At 43.7% G+C, this 26,874-nt stretch carries 23 protein-coding genes, 1 pseudogene and 1 riboswitch; of the genes and pseudogenes, 17 read left to right on the top strand and 7 right to left on the bottom strand.

Translation table 11 applies throughout. From position 1 onward, the window contains the following. On the top strand, window positions 1-624 hold a 624-nt coding region (locus HMPREF2907_RS07430; RefSeq protein WP_210388596.1), incomplete at its 5' end, for a YadA family autotransporter adhesin. Between the two features lie 196 nt (window positions 625-820). Here HMPREF2907_RS07430 and HMPREF2907_RS07435 read toward each other — a convergent pair. Next, window positions 821-1,822 (bottom strand): hypothetical protein, encoded by a 1,002-nt coding sequence (locus HMPREF2907_RS07435; protein ID WP_083310707.1) that lies wholly within the window; start codon window positions 1,820-1,822, stop codon window positions 821-823. 313 nt (window positions 1,823-2,135) lie between these two features. Between HMPREF2907_RS07435 and HMPREF2907_RS07440 the strand changes: the two genes are divergently transcribed. Then, window positions 2,136-3,431, top strand: a complete 1,296-nt coding sequence (locus tag HMPREF2907_RS07440; RefSeq protein ID WP_070681927.1) for a M23 family metallopeptidase — start codon at window positions 2,136-2,138, stop codon at window positions 3,429-3,431. Between the two features lie 145 nt (window positions 3,432-3,576). Here HMPREF2907_RS07440 and HMPREF2907_RS13245 read toward each other — a convergent pair. The 3 genes and pseudogenes from HMPREF2907_RS13245 to queF all read right to left on the bottom strand — a co-directional run. Further along, window positions 3,577-3,688 (bottom strand): annotated as a pseudogene (locus HMPREF2907_RS13245) (IS5/IS1182 family transposase); the annotation flags it as partial. Between the two features lie 294 nt (window positions 3,689-3,982). Then, complete coding sequence (locus HMPREF2907_RS07445; protein WP_070681725.1) at window positions 3,983-4,666, bottom strand: 7-cyano-7-deazaguanine/7-aminomethyl-7-deazaguanine transporter; 684 nt, start codon at window positions 4,664-4,666, stop codon at window positions 3,983-3,985. Between the two features lie 76 nt (window positions 4,667-4,742). Continuing rightward, window positions 4,743-5,216 carry a preQ(1) synthase gene (queF, locus tag HMPREF2907_RS07450; RefSeq protein WP_003780138.1) on the bottom strand — a complete coding sequence of 158 codons (474 nt, stop codon included), beginning with the start codon at window positions 5,214-5,216 and terminating at the stop codon, window positions 4,743-4,745. Between the two features lie 4 nt (window positions 5,217-5,220). Further along, a riboswitch (PreQ1 riboswitch) is annotated at window positions 5,221-5,265 on the bottom strand. Window positions 5,266-5,727: 462 nt separating this feature from the next. On the opposite strand from queF, the gene HMPREF2907_RS07455 reads away from it, so the two are divergent. Both HMPREF2907_RS07455 and HMPREF2907_RS07460 read left to right on the top strand, forming a co-directional pair. Continuing rightward, window positions 5,728-6,222 (top strand): MarR family transcriptional regulator, encoded by a 495-nt coding sequence (locus tag HMPREF2907_RS07455; protein WP_016686772.1) that lies wholly within the window; start codon window positions 5,728-5,730, stop codon window positions 6,220-6,222. Between the two features lie 50 nt (window positions 6,223-6,272). Further along, window positions 6,273-7,721: an efflux transporter outer membrane subunit gene (locus HMPREF2907_RS07460; protein WP_070681727.1), complete on the top strand. Its 1,449-nt coding sequence runs from the start codon at window positions 6,273-6,275 to the stop codon at window positions 7,719-7,721. Between the two features lie 786 nt (window positions 7,722-8,507). Here the strand turns inward: HMPREF2907_RS07460 and HMPREF2907_RS07465 are convergent. Continuing rightward, window positions 8,508-10,907: a penicillin-binding protein 1A gene (locus HMPREF2907_RS07465; RefSeq protein ID WP_070681730.1), complete on the bottom strand. Its 2,400-nt coding sequence runs from the start codon at window positions 10,905-10,907 to the stop codon at window positions 8,508-8,510. 146 nt (window positions 10,908-11,053) lie between these two features. On the opposite strand from HMPREF2907_RS07465, the gene pilM reads away from it, so the two are divergent. From pilM to aroB, 7 genes are all read left to right on the top strand, one after another. Beyond that, window positions 11,054-12,163, top strand: a complete 1,110-nt coding sequence (pilM, locus tag HMPREF2907_RS07470) for a type IV pilus assembly protein PilM (RefSeq protein ID WP_070681733.1) — start codon at window positions 11,054-11,056, stop codon at window positions 12,161-12,163. Window position 12,164: 1 nt separating this feature from the next. Then, window positions 12,165-12,779, top strand: coding sequence for a PilN domain-containing protein (locus tag HMPREF2907_RS07475; RefSeq protein WP_070681736.1), 615 nt, complete (start codon window positions 12,165-12,167; stop codon window positions 12,777-12,779). Continuing rightward, window positions 12,780-13,466, top strand: a complete 687-nt coding sequence (locus HMPREF2907_RS07480) for a type IV pilus inner membrane component PilO (protein ID WP_070681739.1) — start codon at window positions 12,780-12,782, stop codon at window positions 13,464-13,466. Between the two features lie 17 nt (window positions 13,467-13,483). After that, entirely contained in the window at window positions 13,484-14,038 is a 555-nt protein-coding gene (locus HMPREF2907_RS07485) for a pilus assembly protein PilP (protein WP_070681742.1), read from the top strand. Between the two features lie 18 nt (window positions 14,039-14,056). Further along, window positions 14,057-16,192 (top strand): type IV pilus secretin PilQ, encoded by a 2,136-nt coding sequence (pilQ, locus tag HMPREF2907_RS07490; RefSeq protein WP_070681745.1) that lies wholly within the window; start codon window positions 14,057-14,059, stop codon window positions 16,190-16,192. 430 nt (window positions 16,193-16,622) lie between these two features. Continuing rightward, window positions 16,623-17,159 carry a shikimate kinase gene (locus HMPREF2907_RS07495; protein WP_234396315.1) on the top strand — a complete coding sequence of 179 codons (537 nt, stop codon included), beginning with the start codon at window positions 16,623-16,625 and terminating at the stop codon, window positions 17,157-17,159. A gap of 199 nt (window positions 17,160-17,358) precedes the next feature. Then, window positions 17,359-18,438: a 3-dehydroquinate synthase gene (gene aroB / locus HMPREF2907_RS07500; protein WP_070681749.1), complete on the top strand. Its 1,080-nt coding sequence runs from the start codon at window positions 17,359-17,361 to the stop codon at window positions 18,436-18,438. Window positions 18,439-18,535: 97 nt separating this feature from the next. Here the strand turns inward: aroB and argC are convergent, their stop codons facing one another. Next, window positions 18,536-19,579: an N-acetyl-gamma-glutamyl-phosphate reductase gene (gene argC, locus HMPREF2907_RS07505; RefSeq protein ID WP_070681752.1), complete on the bottom strand. Its 1,044-nt coding sequence runs from the start codon at window positions 19,577-19,579 to the stop codon at window positions 18,536-18,538. Between the two features lie 390 nt (window positions 19,580-19,969). After that, window positions 19,970-20,968 carry a L,D-transpeptidase gene (locus tag HMPREF2907_RS07510; RefSeq protein ID WP_070681755.1) on the bottom strand — a complete coding sequence of 333 codons (999 nt, stop codon included), beginning with the start codon at window positions 20,966-20,968 and terminating at the stop codon, window positions 19,970-19,972. A 95-nt stretch (window positions 20,969-21,063) separates the two neighbouring features. Between HMPREF2907_RS07510 and rlmD the strand changes: the two genes are divergently transcribed. The 6 genes from rlmD to HMPREF2907_RS07540 all read left to right on the top strand — a co-directional run bounded on the left by rlmD (window position 21,064) and on the right by HMPREF2907_RS07540 (window position 26,748). Beyond that, complete coding sequence (gene rlmD / locus HMPREF2907_RS07515) at window positions 21,064-22,440, top strand: 23S rRNA (uracil(1939)-C(5))-methyltransferase RlmD (protein ID WP_070681758.1); 1,377 nt, start codon at window positions 21,064-21,066, stop codon at window positions 22,438-22,440. 145 nt (window positions 22,441-22,585) lie between these two features. After that, complete coding sequence (locus tag HMPREF2907_RS07520; protein WP_039404568.1) at window positions 22,586-24,037, top strand: tetratricopeptide repeat protein; 1,452 nt, start codon at window positions 22,586-22,588, stop codon at window positions 24,035-24,037. 24 nt (window positions 24,038-24,061) lie between these two features. After that, window positions 24,062-25,153: a response regulator gene (locus HMPREF2907_RS07525; protein ID WP_070681762.1), complete on the top strand. Its 1,092-nt coding sequence runs from the start codon at window positions 24,062-24,064 to the stop codon at window positions 25,151-25,153. Between the two features lie 12 nt (window positions 25,154-25,165). Further along, complete coding sequence (locus HMPREF2907_RS07530; protein ID WP_003743737.1) at window positions 25,166-25,702, top strand: GTP-binding protein; 537 nt, start codon at window positions 25,166-25,168, stop codon at window positions 25,700-25,702. Between the two features lie 5 nt (window positions 25,703-25,707). Continuing rightward, window positions 25,708-26,349, top strand: a complete 642-nt coding sequence (locus HMPREF2907_RS07535; RefSeq protein WP_070681765.1) for a peptidase M23 — start codon at window positions 25,708-25,710, stop codon at window positions 26,347-26,349. A 39-nt stretch (window positions 26,350-26,388) separates the two neighbouring features. Beyond that, window positions 26,389-26,748, top strand: coding sequence for a roadblock/LC7 domain-containing protein (locus tag HMPREF2907_RS07540; protein WP_070681768.1), 360 nt, complete (start codon window positions 26,389-26,391; stop codon window positions 26,746-26,748). The last annotated feature ends 126 nt before the right edge of the window (window positions 26,749-26,874 follow it).

Raw genomic sequence — 26,874 nt, forward strand, 5'->3', positions numbered from 1 at the left:
AGCCAGTTGTATTACACCAACCAGGCGATTGCCAACGTAGCGACACAAGCGACAGCAGCGAAAACCGAAGTTACCGCAGGTAAGAACGTCGTCGTTAACCAAACGACCGGCAACAGCGGACAGACCGTGTATAACGTTGCTACTGCCGATAAACTCGACGTAACCAGCGTAACCGCAGGCGGTGTAACCGTTAACGCGCAAGGTGTCAGCATCGCTGCACCGACCGCCCATAATCCGGCGAATACCGTCAGCCTCAGCCCGATCGGTCTGAACAACGGCGGACAACGCATCACCAACGTCGCCCCGGCGAAAGAAGGTACCGATGCGGTCAACCTGAACCAGCTCGCCGGCGTGGATAACGCCCTGCAAAACAACATCGAACGCGTCGGCAAAAAAGCCTATGCAGGCGTGGCAGGTGCGATTGCACAAGGCTCGATTCCGCAAGTAACCCGTCCGGGTGCAACTGGTATCGGTGTGGGTAGCGGCTACTACGGTGGTCAATCCGCCATGGCAATCGGCGTGTCTGCGATGAGCGACGGCGGTAACTGGGTTGTTAAAGGCAACTTCTCTGCCAACACAGACGGCCACGTCGGTGTCGGGGCAGGTGCGTTGTACCAGTGGTAAGCTAACGGCTCTTAGCTGAAGCAAAGCAAAGGTCGTCTGAAATCCAAAACAGGGTTGCAGACGACCTTTTTATATCTTGTATGAGGGATAAATTGGTTTTATTTGAAATTCATGGCTGGAAGGATGATGGAAGTTGGATTTCTTCTAAAATTTAAATCACATCACGACTTTTTCAGACGATCTTTTGCGATTCAATTTACCAAATTCCTGTAAACGTTTTTTCAGCCCGCCAAAATTTCCAACGCGATTTCGGTGTGAGTGTTAATACGCCGCCGTTTTCCCCATCGGTCGTCAAGGTCAGTTTTTTCAGACGACCTGTGTGCAGCGCCTGCCAAATCGGGTCGAACCAGCGTTGTTCCCAATCCTGCAAAATATCTTGGTAGGCCAGTACGTCCGCCGTCGACCCGGTAACGGTCAAACCATCCATAAAAATGACGGCAGTGTCTGTTCTTGTTTCTTGCATCCAAGAGGCAAAGGCGCGAAAGTCGTATGGTGCATCTATGCGGTCGGAGGCAAATTGCCCCCACGGGCTGTCGGAGAATAGGGCGGATGATTGCTGCGTCCCTTGAATATCATGCCACAGCCACAGACCGTTTATCGGCGGTGTTCCGAGTTGGTTGCGAATGTTGTTGATCGGGTGTTGGTGCAGCCACATTTGAATTTCTGTCTGCTTGGCTAACCATTGTCCGCTATCTTTGCCTGATGCTTGTTCAGATGACCCCATTTGTCCGTAAATATCCAATGCAGGCTTAATTTGCCAGTCTTGCAGATTGGGTAATAAGACAAGCCACAAATCTGGGCGAACGGGGACGAACCGCCAACCCTCGTCCTGATAAAAATCAGACAGTTCGCGACATAATTCATCTGCCTCGTCAGTGGCAATACCGATATATTCGCCGCCAACGACGCTGACTTGGTGCAAACCCATCTGCTGCCATAGCGGGGAAACCAATGCGGCAGGTTGTTGCTGTGGAACGTTTGCAGCAGTTTTTGCGTGTTTGAGCAGGCTGCCGTCCCATAAATAACGCCCGTAAAATTTTGATGTTTCAACTGCTTGTTTGTGTAAATGTCCGAAGCGAAGCAGACGGTTGAAGGCTGGCAGGGTAAGAGGGGGGACGGATTCGTCGCTTTGGCGGTTCAGCGACGGAATGGCAAGGGTCAGGTTCATGGCAGGCGGCAGGTTGGGAAAAAGCATCATTTTAAGGGAGAATGCCGGCCATTCCCAAATGTCTATGGGATGGGACGTTTGAAGCAATATACGCGATTGTGATATAATTACGGACGTAAATTTCAGAAAAAACGGGTGTAAATCAAAACAATAGCCTTGATAATACGCCCTTGGTTCCCCATTGTGCTGTTTGCCGAACTATGAAAAAGGTCGTCTGAAAGACGGATAAATAGCAGACAGTCTTCTTTTAAATGAAAATCACATTGCCCGTGCGGATTGACAAAGCAGCCGCACCGCCGCATTAAAAGGATAATTCGTGATCGAAACAACCCGATTTCCCTTATTGCGCCGATTTTGGCACAACAAACCTATCCGCTGGTCTCTGTTGGGCATCCTTTTGCCTGTTTCCGGCGCGATGACTGCCTATGCAGTAACCGAACCTGTTCCCGAGTATCAAGGATTTAAAGTCGAGCGCGTTTCTGAAGAACTGCCGGCGGTTTATGTTGAAACCGGCAATTTTCAGTCCAGTTACTGGGCGCAAGAAGTCGTCCAGCAGGGCGACTCACTCGCCGATGTGCTTACCCGCATGGGGGTCCCCCAAACCGACATCAAGCAAATCATGGCGAAAAACAGTGCGGAACGCGATATGCAACATTTGCGCGCCAACCAGTCTGTCAATATCCGCATCGATGCTTCGGGACAAGTTACCGACGTACAGTTTTTCACGGATGAAGAGCTTGAGCGCAATCTTGTCGCTTTGGAAAAAGTCAAAGGCAAATGGCAGGCTTCTACATCGGAAGTGGATATGAAGACCATGCCGACCCTGCGTTCCGTCGTTGTCCGCACTTCCGCGCGCGGTGCAATGGCGCAGGCGGAAATTCCTGTCGAAATCCGCGAGTCGCTGAGCGAAATTTTCTCCGACGTACTGAGCTTGGAGGATTTGAAAGAAGGCGATGTGATACGATTGCTGTATGACAGCATGTATTTCCGCGGACAACAAATGGGTACGGGCAATATTCTGGCAGCCGAAATTGTCAAAGGCGGTAAAAGCTATCAAGCCTATTATTACAGCCAGGGTAAAGGCGACGAAGAGAGCGGCAGCTATTATGATCAAAGCGGAAAATCGCTCCAGCAAAAAGAGGGCTTCAACATCGAGCCTGTTGTCTATACGCGCATTTCATCCCCGTTCGGTTACCGGGTCCACCCCTTTTTACATACCGTCCGTATGCATACCGGTATTGACTACGCAGCCCCTTCCGGTACGCCGATTAAAGCGACCGCTGACGGCGTGATTACCTTCAAAGGCTGGAAGGGCGGCTACGGTAATACCGTTATGATCCGCCATTCTAACGGCGTTGAAACCTTATACGGGCATATGAGCGCGTTTACGCCTGCCCAAGGTGTGGTGCGTGCAGGCGAAGTGATCGGATTCGTCGGTACGACGGGACGTTCTACCGGTCCGCACCTGCACTATGAAGCACGCGTGAACAGTCAACCTGTCAACCCGACTACGGTTGCCCTGCCGACACCCAAGCTGACGCCAACCAATATGGCTGCATTCCGTCAGCAGCAGAAATCGGCAAATACCATACTTGCCTCTATCCGCGGGTTGCCTGTTTCTGTGGCGCAGTTGGATTAATCAGGCTGCCCATAGTATTGGGGTATGCCTTAAAAGGTCGTCTGAAAACCAGGTTTAAGGTTTCAGACGACCTTTTACATTGGGATGGATACGAAAACTTTTTTCAGTTCATACGGCTTGAGACAAGTTGTTTGGGAGTGGCTTTCAAATATAGTGGATTAAATTTAAACCAGTACGGCGTTGCCTCGCCCTTACCGTACTATCTGTACTGTCTGCGGCTTAGTCGCCTTGTCCTGATTTAAATTTAATCCACTATAACAGTATGAGCCAGAATCTCAATGATAAATTGATAGGAAATTTAAACGGAAATATCAGGGCGGTTATTTCTGCGAGAGAAATTCAGAGATACGTATTTGTTGTCATTTTGAAACATATCTTCATGGCGGGGGGTGCATTCGTTTTTGAGCAAGAGCGGCAGGTAACGTTTTTATTTCATGTGTTGTGTGATTGCCATAAGAGACTTGTTAGCAAAAAAGGTCGTCTGAAACCGAATTTGAGGTTCAGACGACCTTTTCGTTTTTGATAAGGGTCTGCGGTTTTTAGCGTTTCTTTCAGTTTTCTTGTAAAGAAACCGTCTGTTTGGCAGGGGGAGCAGGATGCAGTGTCGTCAGCTTCTTCGTCAAGATATTCAAAATCACGCCGTAGGCCGGCAGGAAGAAGAGGGTGCAGATGGTGAGTTTGAACAGATAATCGACAAAAGCGATGCCCTGCCAGTTTGCCGCCATAAATTCATCGCTGCTGGCGTAGAAGGCAATGGCGAAAAATACCAATGTATCCAGGGCGTTGCCGATGACGGTTGATGCGGTCGGGGCGATCCACCACGCTTTCAGACGACGTAATTTGTTGAACACAAAAATATCAAGGATTTGTCCGAGTGCGTAAGCGGCAAAGCTGGCTAAGGCGATGCGTCCGACAAAGGTGTTGAATTCGGACAGCGCACCTAAGCCTGTCCAGCTGCCGTCGTGGAACAAAACGGAAAAGATGTAGGAAAGCAAAAGAGCGGGGAACATGACCCAAAAGATAATCCGCCGTGCCAAGTGCGAACCGAAAATGCGGACGGTCAGGTCGGTGGCAAGGAAGATGAAGGGAAAGGAAAACGCGCCCCAAGTGGTGTGGATGCCGAAAATTTGGAAGGGAAACTGTACCAGATAGTTGCTGGCGGCAATGATGAGGATATGGAAAAGCACCAGCCAGAAGAGTGCCTTCTGTTGTTGCGCTGTTGTAAATTCGTACATGGAAATCTTTCGGAAAGGCTTTCAGACGACCTTTTTGTGAAAAAGGTCGTCTGAAAATGCGTAAAAAGGGGATGGATTATTGGCTGTCGTGTTCGAACAGGCGTTTGCGTGCCAGTGTTTCGAACTCGGTACCTGCTTTGCCGTAATTGGCAAAGGGATGAATGGCGATGCCGCCGCGCGGTGTGAATTCGCCGAAAACTTCGATGTATTTCGGATCCATCAGGGCAATCAGGTCTTTCATGATGATGTTGACGCAGTCTTCATGGAAATCGCCGTGGTTGCGGAAGCTGAATAGGTAGAGTTTCAGGGATTTGCTTTCCACCATTTTGATGTGCGGGATGTAGCGGATGTAGATGGTGGCAAAGTCGGGCTGCCCGGTCATGGGGCAGAGGCTGGTGAATTCGGGGCAGACGAACTTGACGAAATAATCGTTGTCGGGATGTTTGTTGTCGAATGCTTCAAGAATTTCGGGAGCGTAGCCGGTCGGATATTGGGTTTTTTGATTGCCCAAAAGAGAGATGCCTTGCAGCTCTTCGGTATTGCGGGACATAAGGGTTTCCTTAGTTTTTTAATGTGGGAGGTTTTCGAACCACGAAAGGCGGATTGTAATATAAGGCAGGGGTGATGTGTAACCTTTATGCAGCATCGGAGGTCGTCTGAAGCTATTTGCAATTAAACGATTTGAATTGTAACCACAATTTTAAAAAATGATTAAAAATGTAATTTTTCAAATGATTGCTTTATTTTCAGCTTATTTCTGTCAATTACAGGTAAATAAAGCCAAGCAATAAGAACTAAGCAGGTGTCGGAAAGTCCTAAGAATCGGTTTGATGGAAGACAAAAGTTGGTAGTTCGCTTTTATGCAAAATAATGTTTTTTGCATAAAAAGTACCATTCGTTATTAACTTTAACCGATTGTCAGATTTTCATCAGAAGAATAGTCAATTAGATTAGTATGTTCACATAAAACAAATATTTGGCATTTTGATTCAATGATTTTTTCATCGTTGCTCCCATCGGATGGGGCGGCGATTGAAGTTGGTAATTAAGAGGAATAAACCATGAGTTTTTCACAAACCGATTTGACCACGGCATTAAAAACCCTATCTGACCGCCTGCCTCAATTTTCCGAGCAGCAGACCAGGGCTGGGCGGATGTTGCGGGTCGTAACCGAACGCCTCAGTTCGCATCTGAATGATAATCTGAAAGTATATGGCATCAATGAAAACCTCTGGTTTGCCTTGATGGCGGTTTACGTCAGCCCGAACAGTGAAATTTTACCATCACGCTTGAGTGATTTGATGGATCTGACCCGTACCAGCGCGACCAGATTGTCGGACGAAATGGTCAGCCGGGGCTGGGTTGCACGCTATATCAACCAGCAGGACCGCCGTCAGATTGTGCTAAAATTGACCCCCGAAGGTGAGGTTTTTATCCAAAAAGTATGGCCACAGGTTTCCAGTACGAACCAAGAGGCTTGGAAAGATTTCACCGATGAAGATTACAACCAATTGCAATATTTGTTGGGTAAGCTGCTGCGCCGGCTGGAGGGCTGATAAAGCGGATGCAGGATGTGGCGGATACCGATAATAAAACGGAGTATTCCATGAAAGCCAATCCCTACAAACAGGGAATCTGTATCGCTACCGTCATTCTACTTTCCGCCTGTGCTCAATTCGGTAAACAGGCTCCTTTGGAAGAACCTACCAATTACGGGCTATCTGAAGGTAAGTCTGCAGCCATGGTTCAAGATGCGTGGTGGATGCAACTGAACGACCAAAAACTTAACCAATTAGTTGCACTCTCTATCCGTAATGCTCCCGATTTGCGTATTGCTAAGGCGCGCTTCGAACAAGCACAAGCGCAGCTGGGAATAACTGAAGCCGCAAACAAAATGCAAATCGGGTTGTCCGCGCGAGGGGCGGGAGCATATGTTGCCCCTAAGCCTTCATCCGGTCATATTGATACTGACCATACCTTATTATTGGCAAATACTGCTTTACAGGGTACTTGGTCGTTTGACTTTTGGGGTAAAAACCGGAAACAGGCCGCGTCCATATTAGGAAAGCGCAAGGCCATTTTGTACGAGGCCCATCAAACGCGTATTGATATCGCCAATGCGGTTGCATCACAATATTTCACATGGCAGATGTTGTTAATACAACAAAATCTATTATCCGAGCGTATGGAAACTGCAGACAAGATGCAGCAACTGATACGCAGAAGGATTAATGCCCGCCTGGCTTCTGCAGAATCGCTTTATCCGGTTGAAATGCAACAGCAAAGTATGCAGTTGGAAAAACTGGAGTTGGAGCGCCGAATTGCTAAAGTGCGTCATGCTTTAGCAATATTAAGCGGGACAACACCTGACGGTTTATCTTTGTATATGCCTGAAAAAATGGCAGCAGTTCCTGTCGCTCCAATCAATAAAATCCATGCAGATTTATTGGGTGCCCGCCCGGATATTGCTGCACAAAAAGCTATGTTGGAATCTCGGTTCAATACGGTTAAAGCGACAGAAGCTGAGTTCTATCCCAATATAGAACTCAAAGTTTTGGCAGGTCTGGCACATATTGATGCTTTTAATGTTGTACGAGGGCGTACATCGGGTATGATCGGCGTACTTCCTGCCTTAAATCTGCCAATTTTTACTTCAGGAGCATTACAATCTAAGTTGGCAGGGCGGCGTGCCGAATATAATGAACAGGTAGCCCTTTATGACCGTACTGTTTTAAATGCCATGCGTACTGCTGCCGATGCGGTTGTTGACTATCAAAATATGCAGAAACGACAAAGCATTTGGGAGAAAATGCAGGAAACTGCTGAAAAAACAGTCCGTAACGCGAATAGCCGTGTCAATGCGGGATTAGATAATGGTCTATCTGCTCTGCAAAAACAGAACGAACTTCTGCAATTAAAAATGCAGAAAGCACAATATCAAGCCGAGTCATTGATTGCATGGAGCAATTTAAATACCCAACTGGGCGGAGGATTTAAGCTTGAGCCTTTGGGACGAAATGTCTCAAAAAAAAGTACAGGTAAAAAGGTACGCTGAGGAAAACAATGGCAGCTTGTTAATCAAGCTGCCATTTTTGTTTTCTCTTGATTGCTAATAGAGTATAAGTGGATTGGTAAAAACTAGGGAATGTAAAGACAGTTTTATAGAAATGCCAATATGATCCTCGATCAATGTACTATATTAGTTTTCCCTTTGGCGTGTTTGTATATAGAACCTGACTGTTCAGGGACGATTACTAGGTTTCAAATGATGTTTTACTTGCGAAAAACACAAAACCCGTTACTTAAAAAGCAGCGGGTTTTGTGTTATTCGGTTTTGAGTATCTGATATAAGGGGAACAGTATGTCTCGTATATGCGCACTCCGATGAGATAAGAAAATGAAAAGGGGGGAATCGTTGTTTAATGACTCGGAGCAGGACGGCATCCGAGTGAGTACTATTATATAATAATAGTAATTATTATCAATAAAAATTTTCAAAATTAATATAACTTATTGAAAAAATATTAAAATTATTTTTTAGATTTGAATGAAGGCTGAAGCAAAAGATGAAAATATTAAGTATCTGATTGAATTTACTAGTGTTTGAATAAGATGTTTTGAGCAGCTATTGGTCTATTGGTGTAGGGTAAGGTATGTATTAATCAGAAGGTCAGGGGGGAAAGCAAATATCAATTTTCAAATAACAGATTCTTATGAATCTTACGGCTTGCTCGCTATAAGCAAAGCTTCATAATCCATTTAAATATTATTCTTAAAATAAAGCGGTCTCGCTACTTTACTTGCAAGACCGCCTTATTTTCAATAATTTAAAATTTTGGTTTTAGAATAAGGAATCTAATTGTTTATTATTGCCGGTATTGCTTGGCAAAACTGGCTCCTCTTGTAAGTCTTGGCGGTCAAGACGGTTAGAGCTTTGTGGATCAGGCATATCATCGTCAGAAGATTGGCTGGTACGCTTAGATGGTTGAGAGATCGGGCGTGGTGCTACTCCACCGTTTTCCAAGGCTAAGTCAGAACTGGTAGTCAGTCGTTCCTTCATATAATACTCGCCACCATTAGAAACTATGCCTTCAGGTGCTTTCATTCCCTTGTTCTCAGTGCCTTTGAGAGCGTAACGCATATAATCCACCCATACCGGAACTGCAATCGTACCACCGTAGCCGGCGCGCCCCATGCTGCGGGGTTTGTCAAAACCAACATAAACAGCAGTTACCACTTTAGGATTGAAACCGACAAACCATGCATCCTTATTGTCATTGGTCGTTCCGGTTTTACCGGCAATGTCGCTTCGACCTAATGCTGTTGCACCTCGAGCAGTACCAGCACGAACTACGTCTTGCATAATTTTATACATGATATATGCATTTCTAGGATCAATCACCTGAGGAGCATTTTCTCCTGCAACTAAGGGTTGCATCTGTGCTTTCAGACGACCTTGGCTATCGTAGATTTTGTCAATGACATAAGCTGAGATTTTATAACCACCGTTGGCAAAAACACTATATGCTTCTGCAATACGGAGTGGAGTGGTTTCTCCAGTACCTAAAGCAATTGATAAACTGGCGGGAAGTTCAGACGGTTTGAAACCAAAACGTTGGGCATATTGCTGGGTGTATCCGATTCCAATAGACATCAGGATGCGGATTGAAACCATATTTTTCGATGCAGTTAATGCTTGGCGCAATGTAATGTAACCAGAATAACGCCCATCCGAATTTTTTGGAGACCACATACCGCCATTTGCCCCTTTTCCTGGCAGGGTTATTGGGGCATCGTTTATCATGGTTGAGGCCGTCATACCTTTAGCTAGTGCAGCAGAATATACGAAAGGCTTGAATGTTGACCCGGGTTGGCGCATTGCTTGAGTTGCACGATTAAAGGTTTTGCTATGGTAGTCATAGCCACCAACTAATGCTTGAACAGCCCCGGTTTTAGCATTTAAAGAAACAAGTGCGCCTTGGAGTAAGGGTTCTTGTACAACAGTCCAGCCCTTGCCAATATTTTTCAATCTGATGACTGAACCGCGTCGGATGCGGTCTTCACCCATCTTTTCATTATTAACTGCTTTAGCTGCAAAACCCAACGATTTAGTGTCAAGGGTAATTTTACGACCGTTTGGTAGTTGGACTTGTACTGCTTTTCGAGAAGCTTCTAAGACAACCGCAGGAACCATTTTATCCACAGTATATAAAGTAGATAAATATTGGCTGACTGTTTCTTCAACATTATCTGTTTTGCTGAGGTCAATATAATTTTCCGCTCCTCTGTAACTGCTGCCTCGGTCAAAGTTTCTTAAGACTTTGCGCAATGCTTCGGTAGCAACACGCTGATTTGCGGTATTTACGGTTGTATAAACGTGAAAACCTTGAGTGTAGGCCTCTTCACCATATTTTTCATATAGTTCTTGACGAACCATTTCTGCCACATAGAGCGCGTTTTGATCGATTTTTTGTACAAACCGCTCGTAATGTAATTCTTCTTTTAATGCGTCGTCACGTTGCTGAGAAGTAATCATCCCTTCTTCCAGCATATTATTCAGGATATAAGTTTGCCGCAGTTTGGCACGTTCTGGATTCACAATGGGATTGTATGCAGAAGGAGCCTTAGGTAGCCCAGCCAGCATGGCAGCCTCGGCCAAAGTCAAATCTTTAACATTTTTATTGAAATAAATCTGCGCTGCCGAAGCAAATCCATAAGCGCGTTGTCCCAAGTAAATCTGGTTGAAGTACAGCTCTAAAATCTTATCCTTACTCAAGGATTGTTCTATTTTATAGGCTAAAAGTGCTTCATTAAATTTTCGGGTAAATGTACGTTCACTGCTTAAATAGAAGTTTTTGGCAACCTGTTGAGTAATAGTGCTAGCACCAGATTGAACCCCTCCGGCAACAATATTACTAATCGCTGCTCGGGCAATGCCCCACAGATCTACGCCCCAATGTTCGTAAAAGCGTTTGTCCTCTGCGGCAATAACCGCGTTCTTGAGAATATCGGGGAAGTCGTTGATTTTAGTAAATTCACGCCGTTGCTCACCATAGACCCCAATAATTTGCCCGTCTGCCGAGTAAACAGTCAGTGGCATTTTGGGCTGGTAGTGTTGTAAGGAGTCTAAGGGAGGGAGTTTAGGGTAGGTTACTAAAATTGCTATAGCAATCAATCCAGTAGTAAAAATTGCTAGACCTAACATCAAACCGATGCAGGTTGTTATAATCTTTTTAATCATGACTAAGTAATAATTTTGCCATTATTGGTATTAAATAAAGTAAAATAGATATCGATTTCTATAAAACACGGCATTTCTCGTGTAAAGAGGAAGTCCTTTACGGATATCGAAACAGTTACTCACTCCTAACAATACAGGGAAATCTTATGATTGGCTTATCAAAAAACCCTAAAAATACAACTGGTAAGGCTGGAAAGTCCTCTTCAGGGTTAAGCAACCGTTCTTCCATCGGCATCGATATTAGTCAGCATGCCATCAAGATGGTTCAGCTGTCAGGGCGTAGTTTAAACCAAATTCAGCTGGAAAAATACGTTATTACCAAATTACCTAAAAATATTGTAAAAGGTAACAAAATTCAAGACTACGACCAATTTGTTACTTATTTGCAACATGCATATTCGCAACTACGCAGTTCTTGCAAGAATATTATTGCAGCCATTCCTCAGGGATCAGCGACGATTGAGCAAGTAGTTTACTCACCAAAAGATACTGAGTTGGATTTGGATGAATTTGCAGAATCCGAAATTTCCGCGATCGGGCCTATTGATGAATTCAACTATGATTATCAGGTCGTCGGTGTGTCCGTTATTCCGGCAGGGCAGCAGATTTTGACGGTTGCAGCACGTAAGGATGATGTTGAACCTATAATCGAAATGTTTGAGACGGCGGGATTGTCTTTATCGGCGCTAGATTTGGATTTATTAGCACAGCGTAATGCCTTCGTATTTTGGATTAACCAGTACGCTCCTGAATTAATGAATGAAAAAGTTGCTATATTTGGGATTTATGCAACACAGATGTATGCGTTGATTATCCAGAATGGGCAAATTCTATACAAGCAGGAAATGCCTGTAAGTACTGAGCAATTGAACCAGTTGATTCAACGCACATATCAGGTTACGGAAGAAAAAGCTGCCCAAATGATGGTATCTACGAGTAAGCCAACTGATTATCAAACACAAATCGCAGATCGTTTTAATATCCAAGTGGCTCAGGAGGTGCAAAGAGTACTACAGTTTTATTACACAACACAGTCGACAGATGCTTTTTCGAATGTAAAGCATATTTTATTAACTGGCTCCGCATCACAACAGGCTGGTTTGGCTGAAAGCATTTTTTCGCAGACAAATACAGCAACACAATGTATTCAGCCAGTTACATATATAGAGCGAGGCGGCAAGGTCGATTTATCACAGTTACAAGTTGATGCTTCTGCGTTGACGCTTGCATTTGGATTAGCATTAAGGGGATTGTAATATGACTGAATTAATTAAAATTAATCTTCTTCCATATAGAGAAGAAATTAAGCAACGTAAAAGACAGCAATTCAAAATTTTGATGCTTTCTTCGTTATTAATAGGGATTGGTTTATCTGCAATAGCTTATTTAGCGATTAATAGTGCTATTAGTGATCAAGAAAGTAGGAATGCATTTTTAGAAGCAGAAATTATCAAGTTGGATAATGATTTAGGAGAGATAAAAAAATTACAGCAGGAAAAAGAAAACTTCTTGGCTAAAAAGCAAAAAGTTGAGGAGTTGCAAGAAAAACGTTCCCAAGCTGCATATATCATCGATAGTTTGAATGTGGTTATTCCAGATAACACTTATATCACTTCTCTTGATGCAGAAAATCCGACTTCTTATAAGATTACAGGTCGAGCGATTAGCGATAATAAAATCGCCATGTTTATGCGGTCTTTACCAAGTACAGGTATTTTTACGCAGCCAGAACTATTGGAAATTAAAAAAATTGATAATTATCAAGAGTTTAATATTAAATCTATGATTGGTTCTGCGAGTATTCCAGTCAAGTCGGAGAGAGAAGCAATTAATGATGATCCGATGAAAGCACAGAACAGGGAGGAAAAGTAAATGGCCTCAGCAAAAGTAAAAAATTTGGATATTCAGAACTTATATTTGTTAAATCCTGCTGCTAAGTTTGTATTAGCTGCATCAGCAGTTGCAGGAGTATTGGCAGTTGGCTATGGAATAGTATTTCGTGATCAGCTGGAAACACTTTCAACCCAAGAGGCAAAAGAGGCGGAGCTAAAGGAAACATATACGAAAAAGAGCATCGAGGCTGCAAGTTTGGATAACTTGAAAGCTGAATTAACCTCTATTCGTTCTTCATTTGACATCTTGTTAAAACAGTTACCGACTGATGCTGAAATTCCTACTTTGATTCAAGAACTGCACCAGGCAGGTTCGGCAAACGGTCTTCGCTTAGATAGTGTAGTTCCACAGGTTCCGGTAAATGATGGGCCGATACAGAAGTTACCGTATGAAATATCGATTACGGGCAAATATAATCAGATCAACCAATTTGCCAGAGATGTCGGTGGGTTATCGCGGATAATTACATTGGAGTCGTTAAAAATATCGCATGTTTCAGATAGTAAAAATGGTAAAGATAGTAAAAATGATATTTTAACACTCAGAGCAATTGCGACGACTTATAAAGCCCGCCCGTCAGATGAGGTAGCAGCGGAACTTGCCGCTCAGCAGAGTCAGGCACAGGGAGATTCAGAAAATGGCCAAGCCAATTCTGAACAAAAATAATAAATGATAGGAAAATCATGAAAAATAAAATTTTCTTACTTACAAGTGTCCTGTCATTGACGGGGTGTACACCGGCATATGACGATTTGAATGAGTGGATGACTAAGACACGTCAGGATGCCAAGTCTCATATCATTCCATTTGAGGCTCCGGTAGTGAACCCTCCGGCTGTTTATAATCCACCGGCTTACAGTGGTTTAAATGCATTCGATTTTCGACGGTTGGATAATGCACCTAAAGGTAGCAACGCTCCAAATCCTAATCGTCCAAAAGAAGCATTGGAAGCATTCAGTTTAGAAAATATGCGGTACGTAGGGATGCTGAGCAATGGCAGTAAAACTGCCGGTTTTATTGATGTAAATGGACATGTCTATACAGTTTATCCGGGGAACTATATCGGACAAAATTATGGAAAAATCCAAAGCATTACTGATGATTTGATTGTTTTGACAGAGTTAGTTGAGGATAGTTCGGGCAATTGGATTTATCGAAAGGCGGAATTGCCATTAAGCAATAATGCTGAAAATAGTTCAAATGATGCCAGTAATGCTTCAGCAACGAATTCAAACTAATTTAAGGGGTCTCACTTCATGAAAACTAAGAATATGACGAAATTATTTGCCGGTATCAGTATGATTGCAGCAGCACAAATTGCATTGGCTGGTAATATTACTGATATTAATGTATCAACTTTGCCGGATAGTCAAAAAATTATCAAAATCCGTTTTGACCGGGATGTGATTAGCCCGAGCGGCTTTGTTACATCCACTCCGTCCCGAATTGCCTTGGATTTTGCCAAAACAAATATTCAATTGGCTCAACCTGTATTGGAATACGCGGATTCTTTGTTAAATCAAATTACTGCGGCTCAGAATAATGACCGATCTCGCATTGTTTTGGGATTGAATAAAGCGGCGCAATATAATACCGAAGTCCATGGTAATGAAGTATGGGTATTCGTTACAGAATCATCTGATCGAACCACAACTTCTGCGGCTATTTCAAATAATGCAAATGCACGTCAGAAGGCAGGCTCGTCTGAAGCAGTTAAACAAACGGTAAATTCAGCTAATATTGACTTCAGGAAGGGTGCACATAACTCAGGTATTGTGGAATTGAATGCGCCTGCTTTTACAGGAAAACCTGAAGTGAAGCAACAACGTGATCGGGTTATTATTACTCTGAAAAATTATCCGTTGCCGACACAAGCGCAACGCAGTTTGGATGTTGCCGATTTCAGTACACCGGTTAAAAATATTACGTTAAAACGTATTGGAAATGATGCTCAACTAATTATTCGTAATAATGGCAATTGGGATTTCAATACCAAAGCTGCAAATGGTCAATTTGCTTTTGAAGTAATGCCTAAGTCCGCAAGTACGGAATCAAGTGGGCTGAATGCAAATCCAAACAAATCTTTCCGCGGCCGTAAAATTTCCCTGGACTTCCAAGATGTTGAAGTACGTACCATTTTGCAAATCCTTGCGAAGGAGTCAGGGGTTAATATCGTGGCCAGTGATTCCGTGAATGGCAAAATGACACTTTCTTTAAAAGATGTGCCTTGGGATCAGGCTTTGGATTTGGTTATGCAGGCGCGTAATTTGGATATGCGTCGACAAGGCAATATTATCAATATCGCACCTCGTGATGAATTGTTGGCTAAAGATAAGGCTTTCTTGCAGGCGGAGAAAGAAATTGCCGAACTGGGGCCTTTATATTCCCAAACTTTCCAATTGAAGTATAAAAATGTAGAAGAGTTCCGGAAAATTTTGCGTTTGGACGACAACAATAGTGGAAACTCCAATGGTAGAAATACCTTATTGAGCAGCCGTGGCAGTGCGCTGATCGATCCTGCGACGAATACTTTGATTATTACGGATAATCGAAATGTTGTAGAAAAATTCCGTAAATTGATTGAGGAATTGGATGTACCGACTCGTCAAGTCATGGTTGAAGCCCGTATCGTTGAAGCAAAAGACGGTTTTTCGCGTGATTTGGGCGTGAAATTCGGTGTCGCAGGATCCAAAGGACGCAACGCTTGGGGTAACTCTTGGAGTAATGCGCAAGATAACCATAATACTAATTCGGCTGTTTTGCGAGGTGATGCAAATTACCGTACATGGTCTTTGCAACCGAATATTAGCCTGCCTGCGGCAGCGGCGACTAATAATATTGCTTTGGTGCGAGCTTTGTCATCGGGTGCATTAGGTTTGGAAATTTCTGCTTCGGAAGCTACCGGTAAAAGTAAGACCATTTCTAATCCGCGAGTCCTGACACAAGACCGTAGGGAAGCTACTATTGAGTCTGGTACTGAAATTCCGTATCAGGAGGCATCTTCCAGTGGTGCAACCTCGGTATCGTTCAAAAAAGCCGTGCTGGGCTTAACGGTAACGCCGAATGTAACGCCTGATGGTCAAGTTATCATGACTGTAAAAATTACCAAGGATACACCGCAAGACTGTACAGTGGACTCTTTGATTACGAAATGTATTCAGACTAAAAACTTGAATACTCAGGCAATGGTGGAAGATGGTGGTACGTTGATCGTTGGTGGCATCTACGAAGAAGATAATAGCGATACGATTAACAAAGTACCATTATTGGGCGATTTGCCAGTGGTGGGTAATTTGTTCAAGTCCCGTGCGAAAAAAGAAGAGCGTCGCGAATTGCTGGTTTTCATCACTCCGCGAATTATGGATGGTGTAGGCAGCAATCTCCGCTACTAAAATTGGAAAAGGCGTATGCTCGGAAGGGTATATGCCTTTTTTAATTGATACGAAGTAGATAGGGAGTTTTAGGGTTTTTTGTTTATTTTGGAAGGAATATGGTGAAATATCCATAAATGGTGATAGCTATATTCGATGATGTATTTCTATTTCCTGATGAGTTCAATCTAGACTTGCAGGGCGAGAGATTGGGTTTTTATACACTGAGGGCTACTTTCATTCTAAATTGTTTGTGATAAATGAGTGGGGCAAAGCTGCTATTACTATAAATAGGTCGTCTGAAAACATCACGTAATCTTTAATACCATCCATGGTCTTAGGTAAGCAGGGTTAAACACGATATAATCGGTATTGTCGGAAAACTAAGTATAAATAAGCGCCAACGCATGCCTGGCAGTATTCATAAATCTTGTATCGGATGAACACCTTCATGGAAAAGCTCAATGGTAATTTAATTCTTATCGGATTGATGGGGGCAGGAAAAACAACGCTGGGAAGGCAGTTTGCTCAAATGTATGATTGCCCGTTTTATGATAGTGATTTGGAAATTTGCTCAGCATCAGGTGTTTCTATTTCCACTATTTTCGAGATGGAGGGAGAGGAAGGGTTCCGACACCGTGAGACTTTGATGCTGAAAAAGCTGTCGGCATTAAACGGCATTGTGTTATCGACGGGAGGGGGTTCGGTTTTGCGTGAAGAAAACCGATGTTGCCTGCGTGAGCATGGTACGGTGGTTTATTTGCATGCATTACCTGAGGTGCTGTTGGAGCGTACACGTTATGATAGCAGCCGCCCGCTTTTAAAAACGGACGATCCTTTAAAAAAATTACGCGAATTGTATATGGTTCGGGATCCGATTTATCGTGAGACCGCGCATATCGTTATAGAGTCGGAGAGCTGTGCTAAAACCCTTCGAAAATTGGTTGAATGTTTGGATGGGCAGAAATTCATTGAATATGATGATTGAAGGTGTTGCCTTTGTTGATTAGGTCGTCTGAAATGTAAAAACGGTTTCAGACGACCTTTAGTTATATGTTTGCCCCCCCCCTATTGGTTTTGCTTGATAAAATGTTCTTTATCTAGCTAGTCAGTTTTCAATAGAGCGGTAAGCGTATATTATTTTGCGTTGTTACTACATGATTTATTTTGACAAGGAGTCTTCTCCTATGCGTACTTTGACTGTTCAAACTCCGTCTCACCAATATCCTATTTTTATCGGGTATGACCTTATCGGTCAGGCTGATAGTTTACTCAAGCCTTATTTGAATAAAACAGCCGCAATCATAACTAACGAGACTGTTGCGCCTTTATATCTGAAAAATCTTCAAATGAGTTTGGACAGAATCGGTATCAGGCATTTCAGCATTATCTTGCCGGATGGCGAAAAATATAAAAACTGGCAGACATTGAACCTTATTTTTGACGGATTGATGGAAAACAGAGCCGAACGGAAAACTACACTAATTGCATTGGGTGGCGGGGTAATCGGCGATATGGTCGGCTTTGCCGCTGCAACGTACCAACGAGGTGCGCCGTTTATCCAAATTCCGACAACTTTGTTGAGTCAGGTGGATTCATCCGTTGGTGGGAAGACGGGTATCAACCATCCGCTTGGAAAAAATATGATTGGTGCGTTTTACCAACCGCAGGCGGTCTTAGCTGATTTGGAAACATTGAAGACCTTGCCGCGCCGAGAATTATCGGCAGGTATGGCGGAAGTTATTAAATATGGTGCGCTTGGCGATGTTGATTTCTTTGAGTGGTTGGAACAAAACGTTGCGGATTTGATGGCGCAAAACCAAGAGAAATTGACGCAGGCGGTATATCACTGCTGCAAAATGAAAGCCGACATTGTTGCCAAAGATGAAACCGAACAAGGTATCCGCGCGTGGCTTAATCTCGGCCATACTTTCGGACACGCCATCGAGGCGGAAATGGGTTACGGAGTATGGTTGCATGGTGAGGCAGTGGCAGCGGGGTGCGTGCTGGCAGGTAGATTATCCGAAGAATTGGGTAAAATTTCCGATACGGATATACGTCGAATCGCTTTTTTAATGGATGCTGCAGGATTGCCGTCATTTCCGCCTAAATTCCCGTTTGAAAAATGGATCAGCCACATGAGTCATGACAAAAAGGTCAGTGGCGGCGTGATGCGTTTTATCGGGCTGAACCGTTTGGGGGAAGCCAATATTACTGAAGTTAGCGATATTGATATTTTAAAGCGGACTTTGCAGCCGTATTTGTAATGTGCATTCCATTAAATATGCCGTGCATATTCATTGTCGCATGGGTCAAAAATAGAGAAGGTCGTCTGAAAAGTTATCAGACGACCTTTTTATATGATTAAGGTAGGAGTGGAGTTTGTATCAAACCGAGTTTTTCATCAAAGCCAAACATGATATTCATATTCTGAACAGCTTGTCCTGCCGCCCCTTTAACTAAGTTGTCGATGACGGACAGAGCGATCCATACATTGTCAGATGAAGATTTTTGGATGCTGATACGGCAAAGGTTCGCACCGCGCACGCTGCGGGTTTCTGGTGTTGAGCCGGCCGGCATGATGTCCACAAAAGGGCTGTCCCGATAAAATTCGCGTAAAACAGCTTCCGGATTGCAACCTTCCTCAAGATGAAGGTATAAAGTGGCGTGCATACCTCGGATCATGGGTGTCAGATGGGGAACGAAGATGAAATGTTCGGCAATTCCTGGTTGCAATGTGGCGATGGTTTGCCGAATTTCGGGCTGGTGTCGGTGTCCCGTAATGCCGTAGGCTTTAAAATTATCTCCGGCTTCGCAAAGCAGTGAGCCGTTATTGGCTTTCCGACCTGCGCCGGATACGCCTGATTTACAGTCCGCAATCAGCGGCATATGTGGTTTCAGACGACCTTCTTTCAGCAGGGGGAGTAAAGGCAGTGAAACGCAGGTCGGATAACAACCGGGGTTAGCAACGATTTGTGCAGATGCGATGGTATCGCGGTTTAACTCACTTAATCCGTACACCGCTTGAGGAACAATATCGGGGTTGGCGTGCTTCATTTTGTACCAATGTTCCCATGTGGAAATATCCTGTATACGAAAGTCAGCGGATAAGTCGACGATGCGAATGCCTTTTTCCAAAAGACGAGGAGCATCGTTCATGGCGATTCCATTTGGGGTGGCGAAAAAGACAATATCACATTTTTCTAAACCGGCTTGTTCGGGTGTTTGAAAAGTCAGATCGTAGATTCCCCTCAGGCTGGGAAAATAATCGGAAACTGCTTTCCCTGGCTCGCTGCGGCTGGTTACCGTAGTAATTTCAATATTCGGATGACTGCTGAGAAGCCGCAAAAGCTCTACGCCGGTGTAGCCTGTTGCACCGACGATGCCGACTTTGATTTTCGAATTCATAGATTTCTCCAAGGGTAATTTTTAGATGTAGGCAGATTTGCCGGTATCGACTTCGCTCGAATACTGTTGTCCATTATAGAGGAACGGTGATGTATAGTGGATTAACTTTAAATCAGGACAAGGCGACGAAGCCGCAGACAGTACAGATAGTACGGTAAGGCGAGGCAACGCCGTACTGGTTTAAAGTTTAATCCACTATATAGTGGAAACAGCCACTATGAGCAATACGAAAAAGTACTGACATCTATAAAAGAAAAAGTCGTCTGAAAACATGGAAGACAAGTTTTCAGACGACCTTTAAAGGGAAAATACTTAATGGTTATTCCCGTCCATACAGGATAAGTGGTGAGCAACCTATTTTATTTTAAACAGTTACAGGGCAATCTCTACTTAAAACAGCAATGAAGTAGGATCTCCGTCTGCCGGCAGATCATATTTGGGATAGGAAGGTGTAGAAGCCGCCGGTGGAGGGGTGTATTCGGCAGCTTTGGATTTGCTTGGTAAGTATTCCGAAGCCGCTTTCGGAGTCGGAGTATCTTCGGCATCTATTTCGATTTCAGAACCGGCGGGTAATACTTCATCTTTCACAGGAGCGGGTTTCGGCATGACTTTCGGTTTGCTGAAGGCACTTGAGCCGCTCATCCATGCCAAGGATTTCAGCGGGGTTTTCAATTTGACGCCTTTAGCGCAGGTCAAACAGTTTGCCGCTCCGGTACGCGCCTTCAAAATTGCATCGATACGGGCGGCATTAATCGTTTTGCCGTGCGCCTTAGCCCACGCGGCAATACTTTTTTTCAGAGCATCGGTATCGAGGTTCTTTTTATTGTAAGGATCGCGATATGCAGCCAGCCAAAGATTTTTATTGGCATCTTCGTTGAGGCTGGCAAGTTGGTAAATAACGGAAGCAGGGGCGCCGGTTGCGATGGTTTTTGCAAATTCAAGCGCATCCGGAGACTTCATTCGCACGCAACCGTGGCTGCGGACACCCGGTACGCTGGCAGGCGCGTTCGTGCCATGAATGCCCAAACTGAATTTCGGGTCGCCCAAACGGACAAAAACAGGACCCAGAGGATTATTGGGGCCGGGCGGTACGGATTTGACGCCGTCTCCGCGTTCTTTCTGAATAGATTTCGGAATGTGCCAAGTAGGATTAAAAGCTTTGGCTCCGATTTTGTGTTCCCCAAGGTTGGTTTGGGTCATGGCTTTGCCGACAGCAACAGGATAAATTTTTGTTAGTTGTCCGTCGGTATAGAGGAACAGACGCTGTTGCGGAATGTTGATGACAACATGTTGACCTTGTGAAACGGGCGAAACATCAGGAACGGGTGTGTTGGCAGTTGCGTAGGCGGTCAGAGCCGCGAGGCTTGTACTGAAGAGAATTTTTTTCATGTTTTAAAATTTAAAAAGGGGGTGGAAATATTTCGGGCAATCATACCTGAATCTTTTTGGTTTTGTGCGAAAATACACGTTTTTGCAAACGAAATATGCCCTGTCGGGCAAAATGGATTTTCTTGATGAAGATGCTGACAGATAACAGGCGATATGATGGCGAGGCGGATGTTTTTTCTTTGGATTATGAAGGAAGAGGTGTTGCGCGCGTTGATGGTAAGGCATTGTTTATTGAGGGAGCGATGCCGGGAGAACGGGTACGGTTTGAAATCATCCGTTCGAAAAAACAATTTGATGAAGCACGGGTAATTGACATCATCCGATATTCGGAAAATCGAGTTAAACCGAAGTGTAGGCATTTTGATACATGTGGCGGTTGCTCAATACAGCACATTGATCCGACAGCCCAGATTGCATTTAAGCAGCGCATTATGGAAGAACAGTTGGAACGCATCGGCAAAATCCGACCTGAGCAGATTCTCCCTGCTATATATGGAACGCCATGGCATTATCGGGATCGTGCCAGACTGAGTATTTCAAAGGATACGGGTGGTCGTCTGAAAATCGGTTTTAAGGCAAAAAAGAGCCATGAAGTGATTGATGTCGATTCATGCATGGTGTTGCCGACTCATATTTCTGAGAAGTTGCCAAAAATAAAGCAAATGTTGCAAAGTTTGATAGATTTGGATTTGCTATTCATTGAGTTTTTTAATAGCGAAAAACTAACGGTTTTGAACATTTGTTCCGGAAAAAAACCGCCTAGTCAAAAATTGAGACAACTTGAAAAATGGTTTGATACGATATTCGGTCATGAGAAAAAACAGTGGCAGATTTGGCTGCAAGCCCGAAGACAGGAGGCCCAGCCATTCTATCCGAAAGATTGTCAGCCTTTGGGATATGCTTTACCTGAGTTTGAGGTTGAAATGCCGTACAAACCCGGGGATTTTACCCAGATTAATGCAGGCTTAAATGGAGTGATGGTTGGCAGGGCTTTGAAACTTCTAGATATTCAGAAAAACGAGCGTATTGCAGATTTGTTTTGCGGGCTTGGAAACTTCAGTATTCCTATGGCAAAAAGCGGGGCTGAGGTGGTTGGAATCGAAGGTGAAGGTTCGTTGGTTAAGCGAGCACGAAACAATGCTTCGGCTAACGGTTGTTCCGATAGGGTATCCTTCTTTGAAGCGGATTTGTTTGAAACAGATGAGGTTGTGGTAGCGTCATGGGGTCAATTCGACAAGATGTTGCTTGATCCCCCGAGAGGCGGTGCCTATGCTGTTGTCAAATCACTACATGCTCCGTATTTGCCGGTAAGGATAGTATATGTTTCTTGCAATCCGGCAACCTTTGCCAGAGATGCGGAAGTGCTGGTAAATAAGGGCTATAAGCTGAAATTGGCAGGAGTAATGAATATGTTTGCACAGACTTCGCATGTCGAATCTATAGGTGTCTTCGATTTGGAAAATAGTATATAGGTATTTGCAAAATGGTTTTTTATGTAATTATCGGTTGAATCATGTTATCATAATTCACTCAGAAAATAAGATGATTCGGCAATTTTGATGGTTGCCGGATATGAATATAAAATATAGTTTGTTTGCTGCTCCACAGTAACGGGAGGTGTTCTTGGATTATTCACTTTTAATCGTATTGTTGGCGCTTTTGTTGGTTGTATTGCTGTTTATCCGCTTCAAACAAAGCGGAACGACACATAAAAAAACAACTAAGGTTGCCAAATCATCAATACATCATAACAAATCAAATCAAAAAGATGAGGATGCTCTCACTCCTGATTGGATGGATCAGGTCAATCAATCCGTTTCTAATACTGAACAGCAAGATTGGGAATGGGGTGGTGGAGAGACCTCTGGCTCAACAGCATCAGTATCTGCCCAAGAAGTTGATCCTCTGACTGAATATCAGGTGTACAAACAGTTCGGTTATGAAAGCAAGGCTGCGGAGTCTTTGGCTGGGTATCTGAACGGATTAGGTGATGGAGCTCCCGAAAAGCTGGTTCATGAATTAATCGGGCTGAGTCTCCGTGTCGGTAATATCGATATGTTGGCTGATGCTTTGGAAAAACACGGATTGGTTTTGCCTGAAGAGAGCTTGGCTGAATACGTTAAGATCGGTTTAATGACTGAGCCGACGCACTTGCGCCTGCGGGTTTTGGCGGAGGAACGTTTGGGATGGAGCTTGCAGGAAATTGAGCGCAGAATTGGTGAACCTTCAGGAATTGAAGATTCTTCAGAATCGGATTCAACTTCTTCAGATGATGTGCAGCACACTTCTCCAACTTCTCAAGCTTCAAAACGTTCTTTAATCGTGTTGGGAAAAAAAGAGTTTAATGACATCACCCCTGAGGAAATGGGTGCAGTTATTGGGTTTGTTAAGCCTGAGCATGGTGCGAAAATTTTGAAGGATAAGGTTGATTATAAAACGGCTGTACAACAATATAACCGTGCTATTCAAACCTCTTCTAAACCTGCCAGCTTAATTATTGATGCTTTGAAGTTGGACTACCAAAATGAAGAAATTGGTCAGTTTGCGCAACATTTGTGGAAGCTTTATCACTCACTCGGCCAATATGGCCGCCAAGTGAAAGAACGTATGCTCGGCTGGGGATATAGTCTAGGCTATCATGAGGTTTTTGATGATTTGGAAAAGGGACCAAATGAGAACCGTGTAAAAGAAATCGGTTTGGCCAGAGGTTATTTGCAACCTACTTCTTTGCAAATGAAGGCAAAATACCGAGATTTGGTACAAAAAGACTCGTCCGTTATCAGCATGAATTCTTCACCTGCCGATGAGGCTCTAAAAGAAGTCGAGTCGCTATTGATGTATGGTCAATTAGATTTGGCTGTTGATACTTTGGAGCAGGCCGTACTGCAATATCCGCAAGAGTCTCAGCTATATATCATGTTGTTTGATCTTTACGAAAGAGTTGAAGACTGGGCACGTTTGGAACATTTCTTACGCATCTTGCGTGAACGCGTTGTCAGTTTGCCGGAAGAGGTTATTTTGGCTATGAGCCGTTTGCTTCAACGCGTAAATCAATATTCAAAAAAATAAAATAACATTTAGAGAGTACCATCTATGGACAATCTGTTACCTAAAATTAAAACCATACGGGTTATGCTTCGTGATATGAATGAGCAGCAGGAAGCTGTATTCCGTATGGCTTTCAAAATGCACAATACGACGAATTATCAAATTATCGGTACGGATTCTGCTGAAAAGCCGGATTTGGTTCTGGTAGATACAGATACGGCTGACGGTATTGAGACTTGGAAAACGTTAAAAACCGAATATTCCGATATTCCAGTTGCGATGTTTTGCTCACAAGAACCTTCCGTGGAAACGCCATATCTCCCTAAACCGGTCAAATTTGATACCTTGTTTCCTGTATTGAGAGGTTTGGCTCAAGGTGGCAATGTTTTTAATCCTGCTGATAGTGAGGCAGCAAAACAAAATACTCAGGGTAATGGTAGTACCGAAGGGCGAAAAGCAACAATCAAACGGTTTAATCCGAATAAAGGATTGTTGGGAGCATTGAAGTTCGCTAGTCAAGGCCATCAGGATATTGCCGTTTTACATGAGGGCAAGCCGGTATTGATAGTTTTCCCAAGTATTCAGCGTGTTTTGTTGACTGTTAATGCGCATGATTTGGAGGGGCTTTGTAAAGATGACGATCTTTCTGTGGTATGCAAAGTAGTACCTGATAATCCTCAATGGAAGGAGAAAGCCAAAGTTACCATTATGTCTTGTCTGTGGCAGATGGCGATTTGGACTGCACAAGGTCGTCTGATTTATCCGATGACACCTCAAACTATTTTTACATTGAAACGTTGGCCCAATCTGACCAGGCTGGCTCCTGTGCCTGAATCTATGAGACTGTCCGCCTTTTTGACTAAAACATCGGTTAATCTGAATATCCTCTATAAGGTTATGCCGTTGGAGATGCCTGATATATTGAATTATCTTGCAGCTACCTCCGTAACCGGTTTCTTGGCAACGGACACTGAATACGCACACAATCAGACTAATGTTTCCGAACAAGTTGATGTAAATAGCAATGTGCCTGATAGTCAGATGGTAAAAGATGCTGAGAAGATTGCAGGACCGTCGCAAGAACAGCCACGCGGACTGCTGCAACGATTGATGCGTAAGTTATTGGGAAAACGATAAGAAGGACATGTAATGAAGGAAAATAAGATTATCTTTACCGGTCCGGTCGGAGTGGGTAAAACAACAGCTATTTCAGCTTTGTCGGATGAGCCTCCTGTGCAAACGGACGCATCAGCTTCCGATATGACATTGGTGCGAAAAGGTTATACTACTGTAGCAATGGATTATGGAGTTATTCATTTGGATGAAGAGGTGAAGGTCCACCTTTATGGTACACCGGGGCAGGAACGCTTTAATTTTATGTGGGAGATTTTAAGTCAAGGTAGTATGGGTTTGGTTCTACTTTTGGATAATACCCGTACTAACCCACTAAAAGACCTGCAATTTTTCTTAGAGGCTTTCCGTGAATTATTGAAAAAAGCCCCGCTGGTTGTCGGTGTCACCAAGATGGATATTCGATCATTGCCAAGCGTTGACGTTTATCAGAAATACTTGGCTCAAAACAATTTTAATGTGCCGGTATTTGAGATTGATGCTCGAAGAGAAGATGATGTAAAACAATTGGTAAGTGCAATGTTGTTCTCAATCGACCCGGGTTTAGAGGTATAAAATAAATGGAATCGACTCTTTCTTTACAATCAAATTTATATCCTAAAGTTACACCGGCAGGGGCATATTATGCGGTGACGAGTGATACTCCCAGTGCCAGCCGCACTTTGTTATATAGTTTGCTGAAAGCAAGCCCGACAGAGGTTATCAGCAGTGAGAAAATTTTGGCATGGGCAGATACGAGCGATATCAATACCGCTTTGAATTTACTGTACCGTCTACAACGCCTTGAATTTTTGTATGGTGATGAAAATGCCAGTAATGAGGATATGCATCTTACTGACGAGCAATTGCCTTCCTTATTGGAGCAACTTTCAAGCTCAGGTAAGGCATTATTGGCAGACGAGAACGGATTGTATTTTGCAAATGCGAATTTTCATCACGAGGCTGCCGAAGAGTTGGGGCTTTTGGCCAGTGAAGTGACAAAGATGGACAGCAGCCATCGCCTATTAATCCGTAATAATCTGCATATTAATAATAATGCATGGGGTATTTGCGATCCTTCAGGACAAAGTGAGTTGACTTTCTTCCCCTTATATATCGGTAATACCAAGTTGATTTTGGTTATCGGCGGTATGCCTGATTTGAACAAGGAGGCATTTGTAACCTTGGTCAAAGTTTTATACTACCGCTATGGAAGCCGTTAACACACTAAATACCGATTATTATTTTAGAATGGAATATGTATGCAACAATTATTGATTTCTGTATTGAGCGATTTGAATAATACCTCTCCTGATATTACTGCTTCAGCCGTTATTTCTACTGACGGTTTGCCTATTGCAACCATGTTGCCGACGCATTTAAATGCAGACCGTGTTGGTGCAATGTCGGCAACATTGCTGGCATTGGGTAACCGCTCCGTCCATGAGTTGGCTTGCGGTGAGCTTGATCAGGTCATGGTGAAAGGGAAGACAGGTTATATTTTGCTGAGTCAGGCAGGAGAAAACGCTGTTTTGGCTTTGATGGCAAGGGAAAGCGGTAAGCTGGGTTTGATTTTGTTAGATGCCAAGCGTGCTGCGAAGCATATTGCTGAAATTCTATAAATTCCGGTTTCCATCTGTATTTTGGGAACTTACGCCATTGTATTTTTTTAAAATAGTGTTGACGTAAGTTACTTCTTTCTCTATAATTCGCAATCTTTCCCCGATAGCTCAGTCGGTAGAGCGACG

The organism is Neisseria sp. HMSC055H02 (assembly GCF_001813335.1).
GTDB lineage: Bacteria > Pseudomonadota > Gammaproteobacteria > Burkholderiales > Neisseriaceae > Neisseria > Neisseria sicca_C.

Excerpts from the sequence above, each read along its gene's own strand:
- aroB (WP_070681749.1), top strand. The coding sequence starts at position 17,359 with ATGCGTACTTTGACTGTTCAAACTCCGTCTCACCAATATCCTATTTTT.
- HMPREF2907_RS07465 (WP_070681730.1), bottom strand. The coding sequence starts at position 10,907 with ATGATTAAAAAGATTATAACAACCTGCATCGGTTTGATGTTAGGTCTA.
- HMPREF2907_RS07475 (WP_070681736.1), top strand. The coding sequence starts at position 12,165 with ATGACTGAATTAATTAAAATTAATCTTCTTCCATATAGAGAAGAAATT.
- pilQ (WP_070681745.1), top strand. The coding sequence starts at position 14,057 with ATGAAAACTAAGAATATGACGAAATTATTTGCCGGTATCAGTATGATT.
- HMPREF2907_RS07485 (WP_070681742.1), top strand. The coding sequence starts at position 13,484 with ATGAAAAATAAAATTTTCTTACTTACAAGTGTCCTGTCATTGACGGGG.
- HMPREF2907_RS07460 (WP_070681727.1), top strand. The coding sequence starts at position 6,273 with ATGAAAGCCAATCCCTACAAACAGGGAATCTGTATCGCTACCGTCATT.
- queF (WP_003780138.1), bottom strand. The coding sequence starts at position 5,216 with ATGTCCCGCAATACCGAAGAGCTGCAAGGCATCTCTCTTTTGGGCAAT.
- HMPREF2907_RS07540 (WP_070681768.1), top strand. The coding sequence starts at position 26,389 with ATGCAACAATTATTGATTTCTGTATTGAGCGATTTGAATAATACCTCT.
- HMPREF2907_RS07445 (WP_070681725.1), bottom strand. The coding sequence starts at position 4,666 with ATGTACGAATTTACAACAGCGCAACAACAGAAGGCACTCTTCTGGCTG.
- HMPREF2907_RS07455 (WP_016686772.1), top strand. The coding sequence starts at position 5,728 with ATGAGTTTTTCACAAACCGATTTGACCACGGCATTAAAAACCCTATCT.
- HMPREF2907_RS07525 (WP_070681762.1), top strand. The coding sequence starts at position 24,062 with ATGGACAATCTGTTACCTAAAATTAAAACCATACGGGTTATGCTTCGT.
- HMPREF2907_RS07510 (WP_070681755.1), bottom strand. The coding sequence starts at position 20,968 with ATGAAAAAAATTCTCTTCAGTACAAGCCTCGCGGCTCTGACCGCCTAC.
- pilM (WP_070681733.1), top strand. The coding sequence starts at position 11,054 with ATGATTGGCTTATCAAAAAACCCTAAAAATACAACTGGTAAGGCTGGA.
- rlmD (WP_070681758.1), top strand. The coding sequence starts at position 21,064 with ATGCCCTGTCGGGCAAAATGGATTTTCTTGATGAAGATGCTGACAGAT.
- HMPREF2907_RS07535 (WP_070681765.1), top strand. The coding sequence starts at position 25,708 with ATGGAATCGACTCTTTCTTTACAATCAAATTTATATCCTAAAGTTACA.
- HMPREF2907_RS07495 (WP_234396315.1), top strand. The coding sequence starts at position 16,623 with ATGGAAAAGCTCAATGGTAATTTAATTCTTATCGGATTGATGGGGGCA.
- HMPREF2907_RS07530 (WP_003743737.1), top strand. The coding sequence starts at position 25,166 with ATGAAGGAAAATAAGATTATCTTTACCGGTCCGGTCGGAGTGGGTAAA.
- HMPREF2907_RS07480 (WP_070681739.1), top strand. The coding sequence starts at position 12,780 with ATGGCCTCAGCAAAAGTAAAAAATTTGGATATTCAGAACTTATATTTG.
- HMPREF2907_RS07435 (WP_083310707.1), bottom strand. The coding sequence starts at position 1,822 with ATGATGCTTTTTCCCAACCTGCCGCCTGCCATGAACCTGACCCTTGCC.
- argC (WP_070681752.1), bottom strand. The coding sequence starts at position 19,579 with ATGAATTCGAAAATCAAAGTCGGCATCGTCGGTGCAACAGGCTACACC.